Source organism: Solidesulfovibrio carbinoliphilus subsp. oakridgensis, assembly GCF_000177215.2.
GTDB classification, from domain to species: Bacteria; Desulfobacterota; Desulfovibrionia; order Desulfovibrionales; family Desulfovibrionaceae; genus Solidesulfovibrio; species Solidesulfovibrio carbinoliphilus.
The window spans coordinates 3,262,691-3,278,096 of sequence record NZ_CM001368.1; the positions used below are offsets into that span (position 1 = coordinate 3,262,691).

The 15,406-nt window shown below is 59.5% G+C and carries 14 protein-coding genes and 2 tRNA genes; 3 read left to right on the forward strand and 13 right to left on the reverse strand.

Features of this window, described 5'->3' with window-relative positions; all coding sequences use genetic code 11:
• Positions 1–12 precede the first annotated feature (12 nt).
• Positions 13–75, forward strand: a tRNA-OTHER gene (locus DFW101_RS19560).
• A 185-nt stretch (positions 76–260) separates the two neighbouring features.
• Here DFW101_RS19560 and DFW101_RS14205 read toward each other — a convergent pair.
• The 13 genes from DFW101_RS14205 to DFW101_RS14265 form a co-directional block, all read right to left on the reverse strand.
• On the reverse strand, positions 261–2,900 hold the full coding sequence (locus DFW101_RS14205; protein ID WP_009182225.1) for a DEAD/DEAH box helicase: 2,640 nt from the start codon (positions 2,898–2,900) through the stop codon (positions 261–263).
• A 1-nt stretch (position 2,901) separates the two neighbouring features.
• Positions 2,902–4,440 (reverse strand): site-specific DNA-methyltransferase, encoded by a 1,539-nt coding sequence (locus tag DFW101_RS14210; RefSeq protein WP_009182226.1) that lies wholly within the window; start codon positions 4,438–4,440, stop codon positions 2,902–2,904.
• Positions 4,441–4,868: 428 nt separating this feature from the next.
• Positions 4,869–5,453, reverse strand: coding sequence for a hypothetical protein (locus DFW101_RS14215; RefSeq protein ID WP_009182227.1), 585 nt, complete (start codon positions 5,451–5,453; stop codon positions 4,869–4,871).
• A gap of 226 nt (positions 5,454–5,679) precedes the next feature.
• On the reverse strand, positions 5,680–5,958 hold the full coding sequence (locus tag DFW101_RS20300; protein ID WP_419187166.1) for an HGGxSTG domain-containing protein: 279 nt from the start codon (positions 5,956–5,958) through the stop codon (positions 5,680–5,682).
• The gene (locus DFW101_RS19565) at positions 5,846–6,634 is read right to left on the reverse strand and encodes a hypothetical protein (RefSeq protein WP_009182228.1); all 789 of its coding nucleotides are present in this window, start codon (positions 6,632–6,634) and stop codon (positions 5,846–5,848) included. Before DFW101_RS19565 ends, DFW101_RS20300 begins: the two co-directional genes overlap by 113 nt.
• 62 nt (positions 6,635–6,696) lie before the next feature.
• Complete coding sequence (locus tag DFW101_RS14225; RefSeq protein ID WP_050805042.1) at positions 6,697–7,092, reverse strand: hypothetical protein; 396 nt, start codon at positions 7,090–7,092, stop codon at positions 6,697–6,699.
• A gap of 260 nt (positions 7,093–7,352) precedes the next feature.
• Positions 7,353–9,794, reverse strand: a complete 2,442-nt coding sequence (locus DFW101_RS18700; protein ID WP_198285075.1) for a DUF3987 domain-containing protein — start codon at positions 9,792–9,794, stop codon at positions 7,353–7,355.
• A gap of 205 nt (positions 9,795–9,999) precedes the next feature.
• Complete coding sequence (locus tag DFW101_RS14240; protein WP_009182231.1) at positions 10,000–10,194, reverse strand: helix-turn-helix domain-containing protein; 195 nt, start codon at positions 10,192–10,194, stop codon at positions 10,000–10,002.
• Between the two features lie 1,133 nt (positions 10,195–11,327).
• Positions 11,328–11,582 (reverse strand): type II toxin-antitoxin system RelE family toxin, encoded by a 255-nt coding sequence (locus DFW101_RS14245; RefSeq protein WP_009182232.1) that lies wholly within the window; start codon positions 11,580–11,582, stop codon positions 11,328–11,330.
• A gap of 5 nt (positions 11,583–11,587) precedes the next feature.
• On the reverse strand, positions 11,588–11,788 hold the full coding sequence (locus DFW101_RS14250) for a hypothetical protein (RefSeq protein ID WP_009182233.1): 201 nt from the start codon (positions 11,786–11,788) through the stop codon (positions 11,588–11,590).
• Between the two features lie 37 nt (positions 11,789–11,825).
• Positions 11,826–12,164 carry a type II toxin-antitoxin system PemK/MazF family toxin gene (locus tag DFW101_RS14255; protein ID WP_009182234.1) on the reverse strand — a complete coding sequence of 113 codons (339 nt, stop codon included), beginning with the start codon at positions 12,162–12,164 and terminating at the stop codon, positions 11,826–11,828.
• Positions 12,151–12,408 carry a hypothetical protein gene (locus DFW101_RS14260; RefSeq protein WP_157137652.1) on the reverse strand — a complete coding sequence of 86 codons (258 nt, stop codon included), beginning with the start codon at positions 12,406–12,408 and terminating at the stop codon, positions 12,151–12,153. Before DFW101_RS14260 ends, DFW101_RS14255 begins: the two co-directional genes overlap by 14 nt.
• A gap of 62 nt (positions 12,409–12,470) precedes the next feature.
• Positions 12,471–13,658, reverse strand: a complete 1,188-nt coding sequence (locus DFW101_RS14265) for a tyrosine-type recombinase/integrase (protein ID WP_009182236.1) — start codon at positions 13,656–13,658, stop codon at positions 12,471–12,473.
• Positions 13,659–13,806: 148 nt separating this feature from the next.
• Here DFW101_RS14265 and DFW101_RS19570 point away from each other — a divergent pair.
• Both DFW101_RS19570 and DFW101_RS14270 read left to right on the forward strand, forming a co-directional pair.
• Positions 13,807–13,879 (forward strand) — tRNA-Glu (locus tag DFW101_RS19570).
• Between the two features lie 325 nt (positions 13,880–14,204).
• Entirely contained in the window at positions 14,205–15,308 is a 1,104-nt protein-coding gene (locus DFW101_RS14270) for an AI-2E family transporter (protein ID WP_009182237.1), read from the forward strand.
• Positions 15,309–15,406: the final 98 nt, after the last annotated feature.

A 15,406-nucleotide genomic window follows, 5' to 3' on the forward strand; every position in this document is an offset into this window, starting at 1 on the left:
GGAAATTCAAAGGTATGGCGTATAAATCGGCCTCTCACGCCGCTAACAGGGGTTCAAATCCCCTTGGGGACGCCAAGTAAGTTCAAGGGTTTATGGTAGAAATACCGTAAACCCTTTTTTCTTACCCAACACTATACCCAACACACTCCAGCATTTGAGACCCCGCCCAGGGCGGCGACTGCGCCAACGCTCTCGACCATGGCGATAAAAAAATCCGCCGGTCAGGGCGGGCATGATCGGCGCGGCAGGGGGCAGGCGCGCTATTTTTCGAGGCGGATTTTCTCGTCAATCTGCCGCTGCGTGTGCCGGCCTTCCGCGTCCATCCAGGTGGCCAGGAGGAAAAGTCCTTTCCCCTGGCTTTTTTCTTCCCAGAGCTGGCCCATGTTTTCCTTCTCCCGGGTGTCCTCATTCAAAAAGGGTTTGCCCTTGTATTCCACGATAAGGATGCGGCCGTCCTTGAGCTTGGCGACGAAATCCGGGTAAAAGTTGTGGCCGTTTGAAATGGGCAGGCTGAAGGAGCCCGGTTTCCTGTCCACGTTGCGCACCCACCACAGCACTTCAGGGTGACGGTCGATAACCTTTGCGCAATCGTGTTCTTCGCCTATGGATTTGAGGTCGCGAACAACCGGATAATAATGCTTTTGGAAGGCATAGTGTCCGGTATAGGCAGGGGCGTTTTCGGCGTAGGAGTGGACGGGGAACTTGTGGGCGTAATCGAGGGAGACCTCGACCTTGGCTTTCACGTCGAAAAGCAGCGTTCGATGGCCGGCCTTCAAGGCTTCCAGACGCAGCTTGCCGAGTTTCCCTTTTAGGGCGGTCGCCAGGGCGTACTTTGCCCGGGTCAGCGTCGTTATGTCGAAGTCGCCGCGACTGAGCAGGGATTCCACGCAACGACGACAAAAATCCATCATGTCCGGCTGCAAGATGTCTTCCTGGCGGCAGTGTTCGTCCAGCCACCGGGACAGGCGCAACGCGTCCCAATCCGTCGAGCCGGCAAGCAGGGAATATTGCTCCTGCCGGTTGACCTCGTGATATTTCATCTGTTCGCCCTCAAGGTCGAAGAGGAAGGTGCGGGCGGAGTCGTCGTAGCGAAATTCATCCGGTCGAAGTCGCGCATCCACGTTTCTCGGCGACCAGCCGGCGGCATAGAGTATCGCCCGGGGCGTTGGCTCTTCCATGTCCCCGAGGCAGTCAAAGAGCATAAGCGGGATGGCGAACGGTTTGCGCTGCTCGGACGGGCTGGGCGTTCGCTCCTGGCGGTGGCGAATATTAGCCCGGTGCATGGCCACGCTACGGCGAATCTGCGTCTCCATCTTGGGATTGGCGGCAATGAGGCGTTCCTCGACTTCCCGGGGCATGGCGACTTCCGTGCGCAGCATAAAGCTGCCGTCTGGTTGCCGCTTGAGGCTGACGCCTTTGCGGATGTCATCGGGAAGATCGTCCAGGCACGGTTCCTTGACCAGGGGCAAGGTCAAGGTCGGCACTTCCCGCCACAGCGGAGTGTCGTAGGGATTCACGCCGGGAAGGACCGGCCGAACCTCTATGAACGCGGCGGCTTCCTCCTCGCTGAAACCCATGTGGGTGAGGTGGTCGTACATGTCGGTTTCCGCATTCTGGAAAGCCTGGGAAAGGACATGGGCATAGGCTTTGTTGAGACTTTCGTCCTGGCGTCGCTTGGCGTAGGGCATCCGCATGACGCGGCCAAGCAACTGTTCAACGTCGATTTCTGATTTGGTGTTTTTAAGCGAGCAAAGAATATAGGCGAAAGAGCAGTCCCATCCTTCCTTGAGCGCTTCAACCGTTATGATGTAATTGATTGTCTGCGTTTTGTTGAAGAGATTGATGTCGTCAAGTTCCCGTTGTTCGCCCGTGACAATGGCAATTTCGGATTCCGGTATGCCTTCGTTGTCGATCAAATGCCGTTTGATGACTTCCGCTGTTTGTTCCTGATTTTTGGGCTGTGCCTGGATGAGCATGATGGGGCGGATATATTCCGGGTCATCTGCCGCGATTTTTTGCAGGCCTTTCAGGTCTTCTATGGCCCGGGCAATGGCTTGCGCCCAATCGGTATGGACGGAGAGGGCGAACGGCAGCTTGACCATTTCTTCGGCTTTGAGCTGGGAGGCGTAGGCGCGAAAGAGAATGTTGCTCTCGACGGGCGTTGCCGTGAATTCCAGGATGCAGGCCGGATTGATGCGGCGAAGCATTTCCTCGGAGAGGTCGGAAATCGCCTTGTGCGCTTCGTCGGCTATGACCAGCGGCCCCATCTGGTGCATGAGGTTGACGAAAGAATAAAGGACTTGCCCTGACTTGGGGTCGCGGTCCAGGCCGGGAGCCGTGTTTGGGAACGCCTTGAAATGCGCCTCGAAATTCTCGTTGTGGCCGTAGACCTTGCGCTTCTCCTTGTTGGCGTCGCTGATTCGCAGCGTTTGGTAGGTCGCCACGACAATGCACACTTTGTCGGTGAGGTCTTTGGGCCGTATGTTGTTGACGTCGGCAATGTCGAACACGGCCACCCGGTCCAGGCCAAAGGCGGCGTTCAGGGCTTGGCGGCAGGGGTGGGAAGGGTTTTTGAGGGCATCGGCGGTTTGTTTCCGTATGGTTGTGGTCGGGGCCAGCCAGAGCACGAGGGGATAGTCCCGGTCCATGGAGTTGCTGGCGGCGATGCCGACGCTTTGGGCGGCCAGAAAGGTTTTTCCGCCGCCGGTCGGGACGCGCAGACAGACGTAGGGAACGTCTTCCAGCCCTTTTATCGGGCTGTACCGCTGCGGCCTGCGGTCGGTGCGGTTGTCGGCCACGTAGCGGGCAAACGCCTCGCCAGGGCCAATAAGGCGGGCCTGGGCCAGAAACGTTTTCAGGGCTTCTAGGGCTTCTTCCTGGTATTTCTTGAGGGTGAACATGTCAGCGCCCTTTGATGTCGTAGGGGGTATGCTTGAAGGTGATGCGCAGTTCGTCCATGCGGGACGCGGCAAGAAGTGTGCGTTCGCCGTATATGACTTTGGGGCCGTCGTGGGGCGGCATTCCGGCCAGGATTTTCGAGGTCAGGGCGTTGCCGCTGCTGGCCCGCTTGTCGCCAAGCACACCGTTGTAAAGCAGGTAGTAGGCCACTCCCTTGTGGACGCCAAGCAGCGGCGCGTCGGCCGGGGCATGGAGCGGCGTGCCGGTTTCAGAAAAGAAGATATGGGCGGCCAAGTGGTCATAGGCGATGCCGGCGCGTATGCCGCCGGTTTCGTCAAAGACGGTTTCACCCAGGCGGTAGAAGCGAAAGCCGCCGCCGCCCTGCCAGTTTATGGCTTCGGATATGCCACCCTGTTCGCCCTCAATGACTTTTTGCAGGCGCGGGATGCAGTGCGTCACGGCATGGTCGCCGATTTCCACGCCGATGTAGCGACGGCCCATCTTGTGGGCAACGGCGGCGGTTGTGCCGGAACCGAGGAAGGAGTCAAGAACGAGATCGTTTTGAGTTGATGCAATCTCAAAGATTCGCTGGATTAGCTGTTCCGGTTTGATTGTGTCAAATTGTTGTGCATTGGGTAATACCATTCGTTGATGAGATTTTGCTTGACGTGTCGTTTTTACATCAAGAAGAATTGTTGGGTGAGGACGTTCTGGATTTGTGGGTGCAAATTCTCTAGTGTAAGGCACCCATACATTGTTACCGTTTTTGTTGCGCTGTTTCCATATTAAGGTCCCATTCTCAATCATTTTATTTACGCTATATTTCCCGTAAGCCCAGTTCGCTTCTCTTCCGTCGTCATGGATTGGGTATACTGTTGTTCCGTCTGGCGCTTGTAGAGGATAGAACATCGTTGGACGATCTTGTCTCAAGCTATTCTTTCCGTTCTTTTTTAGTAATCTGTCTCTATATCGTTTCCCATTTTGGTCAGTGCTTGAATATGCATTCAGTACGGATATATCCCCTTTTTTTAAGAAAATGGCAGTATCCTTGCTTTTTTCGTAGCATAAAATAAATTCGTGATCGGGAGTTATGGGGACTTTGTTGTCGTTTGGGCTATCGACTTTTTGCCAAATGAATGTTGTATAAAAATTTTGTCTACCAAATATTTCGTCCATCAATACTTTAAGATAATGTCCTTCGTGGTCGTCAATAGAAATCCATATACTTCCATCTTCAGACAAAAGATCTCGTAACAGTTCTAGGCGGGAATAAATCATTGAAATCCACGTAGTGTGCTCTATGTTGTCGTCGTAATGTTCAAATGCACTTTTTGTGTTGTATGGTGGATCAATATAAATGCACTTCACCTTTCCCGCATAATACGGCAACAGCGCCTTCAACGCTTCCAGGTTATCGCCCTGGATCAACATATTCTCCGTGTCGGGGTCGCCGTAGGTTTCCACGGGTTCCAACAGCCGATAGGGGGCGCGGCCGGCGGCCTTCAAATCCTCTTCGCGGGTAAGCCAGGTCAGGGTAGGCATGGGGCAGGAATATTCCGATTTTTAAAGCGTTGACGGATGGGCAGGGTCATACCCAATAGGCTCACGGCTGTCAGCCGGGAATGCCCGCCAAGGCCTCATGGGCGGCCGGCAAGTCAGATCAGGTCCTTTTGGCATGAGGCCCCGCGCCTACCCCGTTGCCCTGGTCCGCGTGGGTAGGACCGAGGCGAGAAAAAGCACCCCAAAATCAGACCAAAACTGTGTGTGATTGGGCCATGTCGGTTTGCAGGGGGAGGGGACCAGACTTTTTACCCCCCCCCATCCCGGCAGTCGCCACCCTGGCGTGAAGAATTGCCTGGCTACCCATGTGGCGACTTCGGAGTGACCACTTTCCCCGCAAGGCAGAGATGGTAGAGGGCCTGGAAGTGCCTGTGATCCCCATGCAGCCCCGGGCCGCCCGGGACGACAAGTCAGACCGTGAAATTGAACTTTTCAGCCGCAGCCAGCCAAAAGCCCGCTTCGAGTTCCTGAATTTCCCACCTGATACGGTCAAAGGTGCGTTGGTGCATCCCCTTGGGCTTAAACGTGACCGGGTACGCCGTGCCAGCCCTGGCTTTGACCCTCTCCCGCAGCTTGTTTGACCGCCGCAGCAATCGGTCCAATTTGTTCTCGTTCTCGACGGCGTAGGCTACGTCCTGGCAGTATCGGCACAGGAACCGCTTGCCGCCAAACAGGACGCCAACCCGCCGGCCACAGCGAGGACAGAGGAACCACGTCCGCGTCCCCCCGTAGTGGCAGGGGGTCCGGTCCAAATTCACGGCATAGTCCATGGCCTCGCGGTTCTCGCCGCTGCCGTGCGTGTAAATGAGGCGGATGGAATCGGTATTGGTGACGATGTTGATATTTCCGGCAGGCTCATCGCGCCATGACCATTTCAATGTGAAGGCCAGCCCTGGGCGTAGCCAGCCCTCGCGATAAAGCCGGCGCACGTCCAGACGCAGCATGTGCTCGGCAATGGGCCGCCAGCCGGGCCGTCCGCTTCCAAATCCGCCCACGTCAGCACCTCCGAAATATTTCCCAAATCATAAGCAAAAAACACACTTTCCCGGTCTCTGAATCGCCCTGAAACATAGACACCATGCGGATTTTCAGCCGGTTGAACTTTGTTCAATTTTCGCCCCGGCTCGGGTGTCAACATTCAACTGTTTTTTTCATTCTGTGCCTGGGCAGAAATCGCGCCTCCGCGCATCCGCTTGAAAACCGCCAGGAAGGACCCGCCGCCTACCTTTGCATTTCCTCCATGTCGTCCAGGGCTTGCCGGGCTTCTCGCAACAGTTGCCGTAGTTCCTGGCGATGCCCTTGGGCCTCGACGGAATAGCCGCCATGCTTCCAGGCATTCCGGTTCCCCCGAGGCGCGCCTGTGCTCTTGCCGCCGTGAAACCTGCATTTACCGTTCGCCATGGCCGGTTGCCGGCAGGGCTCCCCCGTCCTTTTGGACCGGGCAGAGCATTGCCTGACCGTCGCCAAGTCGACGCGGGATGGCGTCGGGTTGTGCGGCAAGGGCTTGCTGACATGGGGTTGATCCGTCATTTCCATGCTCTGCCCCCTCCCCCCCGGGTGTCTGGTTGACGTTGCCGACAATGGCTTGGCCGCCCGGGTAGACGTGGACATGCTCGACCACCACCTTCTGCTGGCCGCCCTTGCGGTATTTGCCGAGGGCTTCCACCTGGACGGCGAAGGTCCGCAGGAACCGGTCCGCGAAGGTCATGTTCATCTTGCGCCCCTCGAACGTCTGATCCTTCACGCAGGCACGCCGCAAGCACTCCATGGCCGCGTTGTGGCAAGCGGTCATTTGGGCTGCCAACATCCCTTCCAACTCGTTTTGCGGTGCAAGCCCGGTCATGGTGGCTGCTATGGCGTTGGAATGCCCTACAGTATCAAGGCCACCAGTTGTTGAAGCATTTACCGCTTGGTTGATGAGCCTACAGCAAAAGTCAGAGTCAACCGAGCCAGCCGCCGCAGAAAAAGCCGCCAGGGCATTTTCTGGCCCATGTGCCATATCTTGCGTCACGGAGCCATTACCACTCTTGCCTTCCTTCACCACGAACTTCACAGCTTTGGGCGTAGTCTGCCGGCGCGTCATAAACGCCTCGTAGCGTTCCGTCTCGGCTTGGGTCATCGGCGTTGGCTCCACGGCTGGAGTCGGGGCCGGGATCTTTTTCGACTTCTTGGTCATCGTCGGTTGCTCCTATCGCTGGACCTGCCGGGCCGTTTGCTCCCTGGTGTCGCAGATGATTTTCACGGTTCCACCCTCTCGAAGGAATCCGCGTCCAGGGCATCGCCCGCCACCAGCCAAAGGCTTTGCACGGTCGCCTTCTGGCCGGCGGTCCAGGTCGTCGGATAGAGCGGCCATCGGCTCCCGTCGTCGCCCCGGCAAAACCGAAGCCCCCTGTGCTGGCGCATGATTTCGTTGATGGCGGTCGCGGCATCGGCCGGCGTCAGATGCGGCAGCTTGTCCCTATGGGCGGCAAGGGAGGACCGGGCGTCGTCGAGTAATCCCTCGGCGTAATCGACCATGTCAGCGTTGAGGGAGGGCGGGTAGACCGCAAGGATGCGTTCGCAGGCCCGCACGATTCGCACGCCGTAAGAGCGGCATACGTCGCACAGGTCGAAGCTGGCCGACCAGTCCGCCACGTCTGATCCGTCATCGGTGGGCGGGCCCGGCAACCAGTCAAGGCCCGTCTCGGGGGCAAGGGCCGAAGCCTCCTTGCTCTCCACCCCCGTCTGACCAGTGCCCTTGATTTTGGAGTTCTCAACTATTGCGACAGCGACAGTTGCGACTTTTGCGACAGTTGCGGGCTTCGCAAGAAGGATTCGCGGGCGTTGCGACACTTGCGACAGGACAGGCGGAGGCGGACCCGGGCTGGTGAATCTGGAAATCAGTTCTCGCAGCATTACCGACCACCCCCAAGCAGAGCCGGGTTGACCTGAACCAGCTTGCGCCGGCCGTCTCTCGTCAAACGGGCGCGGCCCAAGCCCTTCAAGACCTCCATGGCTGCATGGAAAGTCTTTTCCGGCCGCACCCGGTAAGGCCCAAGTCGGGCAACGTCTCGTGTCGGGACAGCCGGTACGCCGTTGGTGCGGCAGTATCGCCGCAACCATTCATCGAGTTTGACGGCCGCGTTCAATTCGGGCGGGAGCGCTATCTCACCAAAAAAACGCCGGGCCTCGTACAGATGCCAAGCGGCAATGGCGGCGGCACCCTCCAGGTGCGATTCGCCGATTTGCCCATGGGGACCTGTTTCAAACAGATGAAACAGGCAGGCCATCCGGGCGGCGTTGTCGGCGGTCTTGGAAGCCACGTCCTTCACGTCGGCAAATTCGCCCCCCGCCCGCAGCTCCACCTCGATGGCGTTGTAAAAATCCACCCATATGCGCTTGGCTTCGGGCGAGAGGTCGAGCAACGGCAGGTCCAGGCCCCCGGCCGCGTTGGGAAGGGGCATGGCATCGAGCATGTGAGAGAGGCGGGCGTGAAAGGCGGCAATCGGCGGGCAATCGTCCGGGGCATCCTGGAAGGGCCGATTGCCTTGTGTCGATTCGGGGTGGGCCAGCAGAGCACGGGCCAGCCAACCGGAACCACGGGCCAGGGCCGCGTTTTTATCCATAAACGTCTGGATCACATCCGGCTGGACAAAGAGCGAGACCGTCAGGCGGGCGGACTCCACAACCAAGTCGCCGTTGGTCACGCGGTCCACCTCCAACCGGCCGCCATCCCACAAGACATTGATAGCGCCCATGGTCCGCATGATGTTGTCCGCGTTCATGGCGTGCGCGCCGAAGACAATGCCTCCCTCGGCAGTAACAAGTCCGGCGCTTGGCCAGACTTCGGCCAATTTGGCCCGCAGGCGTTCTATGGTCACGTCGGAATAAAACAGGCGGGGAATACGGGGCGCTTGCGGCCTGTCCGATTCCACACAACGCATCCTTGCGCGCAATTCGTCAGTCGGTTTGCCGGCCTTGGCCGCATTTTTGAGGGCTTCCTCAATGCCCCGCCGCTCAGCTTCCCAAGAGCGCACATCCGCCGCATGGGCGATGACACGGGGCGAAGCCTCGTCCTGCTTGTGGCCCTGCCACAGGCGGATCGGAGCGACGAACGCCGTGTCGCAGGTGGTTTTACGCTCTCCGCTTTCCCCCAGGCCAAGCAAAAACAAGGAACACGGCCCCTCTAGTCGCGGGCCTCGGCGCACGTTGGCCATGCCCTGACCGACTAGAGAGAGGACGGAAAGCGCGGACATGGCGGCCAGGGCCGGCGGACACTGCACATATCCGATCACGGCGGCCACGGCGGCCCGAATATTGGTCGGCAGCGCGTCCAACGGGTATGGTCGCGAACCCGTGTCCACGGTAAGCGGTTCCAGCTCCTGCCAACTGTCGCAACTGTCGCAGGTGTCGCTGTCGCAATTTCTCGAAACGGGTTTGGGGGCCGGAGTGGGTGCGGCCCTCGGCTCCTTCTCTCCGGCCGTCATGCCGCTGCGGATCGTGGCCCGCGCCTCTCCATCGGTCAGGCCGGCGGCATTGGCGGCGTCGAGCAAGGCGCTCTCCACCTCTCCCTGGTCCAGCACTCCCCCAGCGACAAGCTGGCCCAAGGAATAGGCGGCGGCGTTCAGCGTCCCGTTGCGCTGGCCCTGAGGCGCAGAGGCTACCTTTGACGCCTCGGCTTCAAGCGCAGCCCGTCCGTAGCCTGTTGCGGTCCTGGTCGAGGCCTGACGCTCCATCCGGGGCTCAGGGGTCGGCTTGACGAGGATAAGCTCGATCAGCCATGCCGGGGCTTCGGCCAGTTCCACGCCATTACTGGTCCAGGCATAGCGGTTGCCGGCCGGGTGCAGGGACGGGGGCATAATGACATAGCCACCAGCCCCCCGGGTATCGAGCTTGGGACCGATTTTGCTGCCTGTGTTTTTGATCTCCGGCCCGTCTGGCGACCATTTGAAGAACCGTTGTTCTCCACCGCTGCCCGTGCGCTGTGTCACGGTCGCTGGCAACGCCCCGTGGTCAGCCTCAAGCCGGGCCAGGGTATCGCGTCCGTCTGGTTCGCCGGGGATTTTTGGTAAGTCCACGTCGAGCACCCAAGCGCCGAGGGCCGGGCCGGTCGGGCATCCGATTGCCGCGTCCGGCCACCGCTGCCACCAAAAGAGAATCTTGGACTCATCCGTGGTTGCGGCTTTGAATCCACCGGCAACGCGGGGGTTCTTGGCTTCCCACCTCTTCGCCGCTGCCCTCTTGTCCTCGGGCATGGTGGACAGCCGAGCCTGATATTCGGCCTCGGTTTCGTCGCGCTCCCAACAGGGAAAGACGGACTTACCGCTCGCAGCATACTTGAGGGCGTGCTCAAGCATGCTGACGGCGACGGGAGTAACGTCGGGGATGGGGGGCATGGTGCTGGGGATAGTCATCGTGCACCCCCGGCCCGGCCGATGGCGGCCAGCAGGACAAAGAATTTGACGATGGCGGCCCAAAGGGTGGAACGGAAGCTTTCCACGACACTTTTCTTGCCCTGGCCAATCCTGGCAGAGGCTTTCTCATGTCGCATCGTCACCCCCCCTAGTTCCTGGCCTCGGGGTCAACGCGGCAACTGGCGAGAAAGGCGTCCAGGTCTTCCTTGAGATAGCGGACAGACCGTCCGACCTTGAGGTAGGGCGGGGCCTTGTGCGCAGCCCGGCGGGCTTGCAGCGTCTTCACCGACACCTTGGCGTAAGCAGCGGCTTCCTTCTCCCCGAAGATCTGAGAATGGGTCATGGATTCTCCCCCAAAAGGGATGCTTGGGGGCGAGGGCACAAGCTCCCGTTCACCTGTCAAGGCAGATGCCCAGAGGTGACAAGGGTAGACAAGTGGCTACGAAGTTCTTGCGGGGGGCGGGCAGGTGCGGTACAGCTCAGGCTGTGTATACCACTTGGTATGGGCTGTCGGAAGTTGGCGCTTCCGTCCGCATCGAGTCCGCCGGGGCCTGGAAGAACTTCCTCGCCCCGGTTTTTTTATTTGATTTCCACTTGACGGGTTCCTGTTTCCTTCATTGGTCGGCGTCCCCTCTTTTGGGCTTCTCAGTGAGTTTCTTGCGGGGGCGGACTGGTCTTCTTCTCCCCTGAAATCCCTGGCTATTTTCGGGAAGACTTCTGGGCTGTGGTGAGGTTGTAAAATTTATAAATTTATTCCAGTCTGTTACGTGAAAAGTGGCCGTATTCCTTTTGCGGGCTACGGACTCGCACTCCCTTCTTTAAAATCCTATCGGGTTTCGAAGGATCGTCAAGGGGGCTGCCGGGCTAGAACCACCGGTTATTTTCTAATCATTTTATATGGTTACGGATGGTCCGGTTTTCGTTTCTAAATAAACTAACATGCTGATTTTGTTTGATAATTATATTTATAAACAGCCTTGGGAATAATCTTGTAAAAGTTTCGATCCCGATACTTTTTTTGCCACGCGGCAATATGATAAGCTTCATAAGCTATCATTAAGCGTCACTAAACGAATTCCATCATAGTCGTTGATCCATTGACGTACCACGCAAAACAGCACTCTTCAAGAGTCAAGAACCATCCCTGAGGCGGTGAGGCATGGCTGGGAGTAGCCTGCGGTCTCCAGGTCTATTGCCACGTGAAGGCACCTTTCGACACGGTGCTATTCTTGCGGCCAATGGCGCGCTACGTTGGCTGAGTCGTCGTATGGCTGCGTAGTCGGCTAGGGCAACACAACCGGAAGGCAACTCAGGGGTTGAACCCTTGGAGCCATTCCGTGCGACGAATGCTTGGAAGGACGTTTCTGTATACAGTGGATTTTTTATGAGCCATCGGAGTTGCCCAAGACCAGACCACAACGGGACACGGCCGTTGGTTGTGGGGAGGAGGCCCAGGGCAATTTCAGGAATGACTTTCTATTTGTACACATCGCCCCGAAGCCCGGCTTTGAAGATAAAAAGGCGTTCGGGTTCCGAGGTGAACAGGATTCGCACCCCGCTCACCCGGAGCCGAAAGTCATGGGGATGCGGTTGCAACTTCTTTATGTCCAAGCCCTCGAAGTCGCCGGCCAGGAGCCGTGTGACGGCCTCCTTGATTTTCTTCCGTTGCGATTCGGGCAGGGACACAATGAAGGCGTTGGCTTTTTTGCTGATGACCAGTGCACGCCCCATGGCGGCTACCAATCGGCCATGGCCCGGCCGAGGTCCAACGCCTCGCCCCGCGCCAGCGCGTCATAGGCTTCGCGGCGGTCCTCTTCATCGCTGGCGGAGAGCAGGGCCTCCCCGCGCAATTCGGCTTGCAGGGCTTCCCATTCGTCAAGGGGGATGACAACGGCCGTCTTCTGTCCTGATTCATCCGTCAAATATTGAATGCCCATGTAGTGGCCTTCCTTGGGTTGGACCTTGACATGGCGGCTACAGGTCCAGCGTCACCTTCAAGGCGCGGTCCAGGGCCTCCCGGCCCATGCGGCCAATGACCCGGTTGACGGCCTTGACCGCAATCGTCGCCACACAATCGGCCATGACCACGGAATCGGAGAGCAGCCCCGATGCCCGGCCCTCGGCGCTGGCCAGGGGGATGAACACCCGATAGGGCTTCCCCTGTCGGCGCAGGTTGCTTGTCACCATGGCGACCAGGACTTGTGGCAAACCCGTGTCCAGTCCGTCCGCCTGAATGATGACGACAGGCCGCAACTTGGCCGTCAGGCCGTCTGTGTTGGGGAAGACGGCAAGGGCCACGTCACCGCGTTTCAAGGTTCTTTCTCGCGTCGTCGTAATGGTCGTAGGCGTCCATGTCCGAGGAATCCCAATCCGGGGCGAAGGCTTCCAGGCGGGACCGCGTTTCCTTGCCCTCGGCAGGGGTCATGCCGAAGTCTTCAATCGGAGTAGCGCAGGCGTCGTGCCCGGAGAGGCGTTCTCGAATGGCCTCCCACTCGTCAAGCGGGATGACCACAGCGACGCGGTTGCCTTGTTCGTCTGTCTGGTATCGGATGTTCACGGGAGTACCTTCCTCGCCAGCGATCACGGGGATGGCCGGCTTGCGGTCTTGGGTCCTTTCTATCATCGCTCTTTTCCCAGGGAAACTACCTTGCAGCCCGTGGAATCCCCAGGCTTGCCGATGTTCCCCAAGAGGTCGCTTGCTACGCCGGACGCCTGCTTGAGGGCGTCGTCGCGCAGGTGGGAATAGCGTTTGGTCATGTTCGGGCTTTTGTGGGTCAGGAGCTTTTGCAGGGTCAGCAAGTCCACCTGCCCGGATGAGGCCAGCGTGGACGCGAAAAGATGGCGTAGGCCGTGCAGCGGCCGGAAGTCCGCAGGTAGGCTGGCCCGGGCCTTGATGCGGTTGCTTGCGACCTGGATGGTCACGCGCTGTTTGCCGCCCTGACCGGGGAAGACGTAGGGCGAATTTTCCACATGGGGATGGGACGCAAGCACGGCCCTGGCCGCGTCATTGAGGGGGATTTTCTGGCTTTTGCCGCCCTTGGGATGGCGGATATGGATGAAGCCCCGCTCGAAATCCACGTCCCGCCATTCGAGCTTGAAAAGCTCGCCGCGCCGCATGCCCGTGAACATGGCCAGCCGCATGAAGTTGGCGGCCTGAATGTTGGGTTCGTCCTCGATGGCCTGAACAAGTCGGGCCAGTTCGTCTGCGTCGAGGTCTTCCGTCGTCTCATTGTCCACCCGTGGCATGCTGATCGTCTGCTTGCGCGGGTCGGGGGAGTCGCACAGGCCCTTTTTGACGCCAAAGCGGACAAGGCGCTTGAACAGGGCCAGGACGTGCTTGACGGTTTGAGGGGACTTGCCCTGTTTGAGGAGTCGGGAGCGCATGCGGTCGAGGTCCAGGGTCAGAACCTCGGCCGGCTCCTTTTCTCCGAAGGCGGGCTTGATGTACGTCTCGAAGCGGCTTCGGTCGGTCGATAGCGCGTGATTCTCCGGCTTGTGGGAAGCGTATTCGGTCCACAGCTTGGCCAGGGTCCAGCGTCCGACCTCCGCAGCTTTGGCCGCTTCCTCGGCCTCGCGGCGGGCATTGTTCGACGGAGCCTTGCCTTCAATGCGTTCCGCCCTGATCCGCGCCGCCTTGGCCGGGGTCATGGCGTCCTGGAACTGGCGGCCGGCTTTTTCCTCGATGAGCTTCCCATCGCGGCGGTACATGACGTAATAAATCCGCTCGGGCTTCCCCGTGGCCACGGCCTGCCCCTCGACGTAGTAGACGCCCGGGTAGGAAGTCTTGAAGCGTTTCTTCGCCGGCATGCCGATAACCTCCCCCTGGAATTCGTACCCAACACTATACCCAACAGCTAAGGCAAAAATACAGATGACAGGGGAGGAGTCAAGGGGAAGGTGAGAGAGAAATTTATCCAGTAAATTAGGATATTATAGGGATAGATGGGAAAGGGCGGGAATTGAGCGGGAATCTATATTGATGGCCTCTCACGCCGCTAACAGGGGTTCAAATCCCCTTGGGGACGCCAAGATTTCAATGGCGGCAAGATCCTGCAAAAGCAGGGTCTTGCCGCTTCCCTTTGTTTCCTACTCTGTCGCTCTGCTGCCATCCTTCCTAAGGCCCGTGGGCGTGCGCTCTGAAAGGACTTCCTCCGCTTTTCCGGCATCCCCGCGGGAACTCCTGGCCGGTGGCAGTCTTGCACCGCGCCTTGACGGCCGGAGGCGCCTGGCGTTTATAGGAGAATGCGGCGGTTTGGCAGTGGCCCGGAAATCCGGGGGCAGGCCTCCGTTTTCTTCCCCAAAGCCCGGACCTCTCCTGCCAGGGCAGCAACGCAACAAGGGCGTGCACGGCCAATGGGAAACACACCAGGCTTCTACCGACCGTTCCTGCTGGCCACCTTCCTCGCGGCCGTCAGCATCATGGCGACGCTTCTGTGGCCTTTCCGGCATGCCATGGTCATCGCCCTGGTCCTGGCCACCCTGGTGCGCCCCTTGGGGGCGTGGCTGCCGCGTTTCATGAGGGCGCGGCGCCTGCTCGCCGCCACCACCCTGACTCTGCTGACGGTCCTGTTCGTCCTCCTTCCCCTGGCGGGGTTGCTGACCCTGCTGACCAGCGAGGCGGTCACATTCGTCCAGACGGCCGCGGCCTGGTTCAAGGCCGGGGGGCTGCACGACATTGTCGCCTGGGCCCGGACGCTCCCCCTGCCTGGCTGGGCCAAAGCCTACCTCGTCGCGTCGCCCATCGACCTGCATAAAATCGAGGCCTGGGCGTTGGCCTCGGGCGGAGACATTGGGCTTTGGTTCTTGTGGGCCGGCAAGGGCGTGGCCAACATCGGGCTACAGTTGTTCGTCCTGGTCATGTTCCTCTTCTATCTCCTGGCCGAGGGGGAGTTTCTCACCGAGAGGCTGCGCCGGGCCTCCCCCCTGCGGCGGGATCAGGAGGATGCGATCATCGCCCGGTTCAAAGCCGTCTCCCGGTCCGTGCTCCTGGGAGGCCTCGGCACGAGCCTAGCCATCGGCCTGGTCACCGGCGTCGGACTTTGGATCGCGGGGATAACCCCCTTCCTCTGGGGGGCTGTTGCCGTCATCGCCTCGCTCATTCCCGTGGTGGGCTTGAGCCTGATCCTGATCCCATCCATTATTTATCTCGTTGCCACGGGATCATGGAAAATGGCCATCTTCCTCGCCTTGTACTGGCTGCTGGTCATCAATTCGGTCGACAACGTCGTGCGGCCGCTTTTCATGCGCGGCCAGGCGCGGATGTCCCTGGTGTGGGTGTTTGTCTCGATTCTCGGCGGCATCCTCCTGTTCGGCCCTCTGGGCCTGCTGTATGGACCCCTGGCGCTGAGCATCTCGTTTCTCTTCTTCGACATTTTTCTGGAGGCCCAGGGAGAAACCGAGGACAGGCAGCCGTGCCAGGCCACACCGGAGGCAGGGCCGCCCGAAGGGGAGGGTTGAGCGCAGGCGCCGAAAAGGCGCGCCGCTCCCTTGGTTCGTCGGAGACGGCCGGGCAGGGAGGATCGCCGGCGGCAAGCGGATGGGTTCCCGGACGAAGG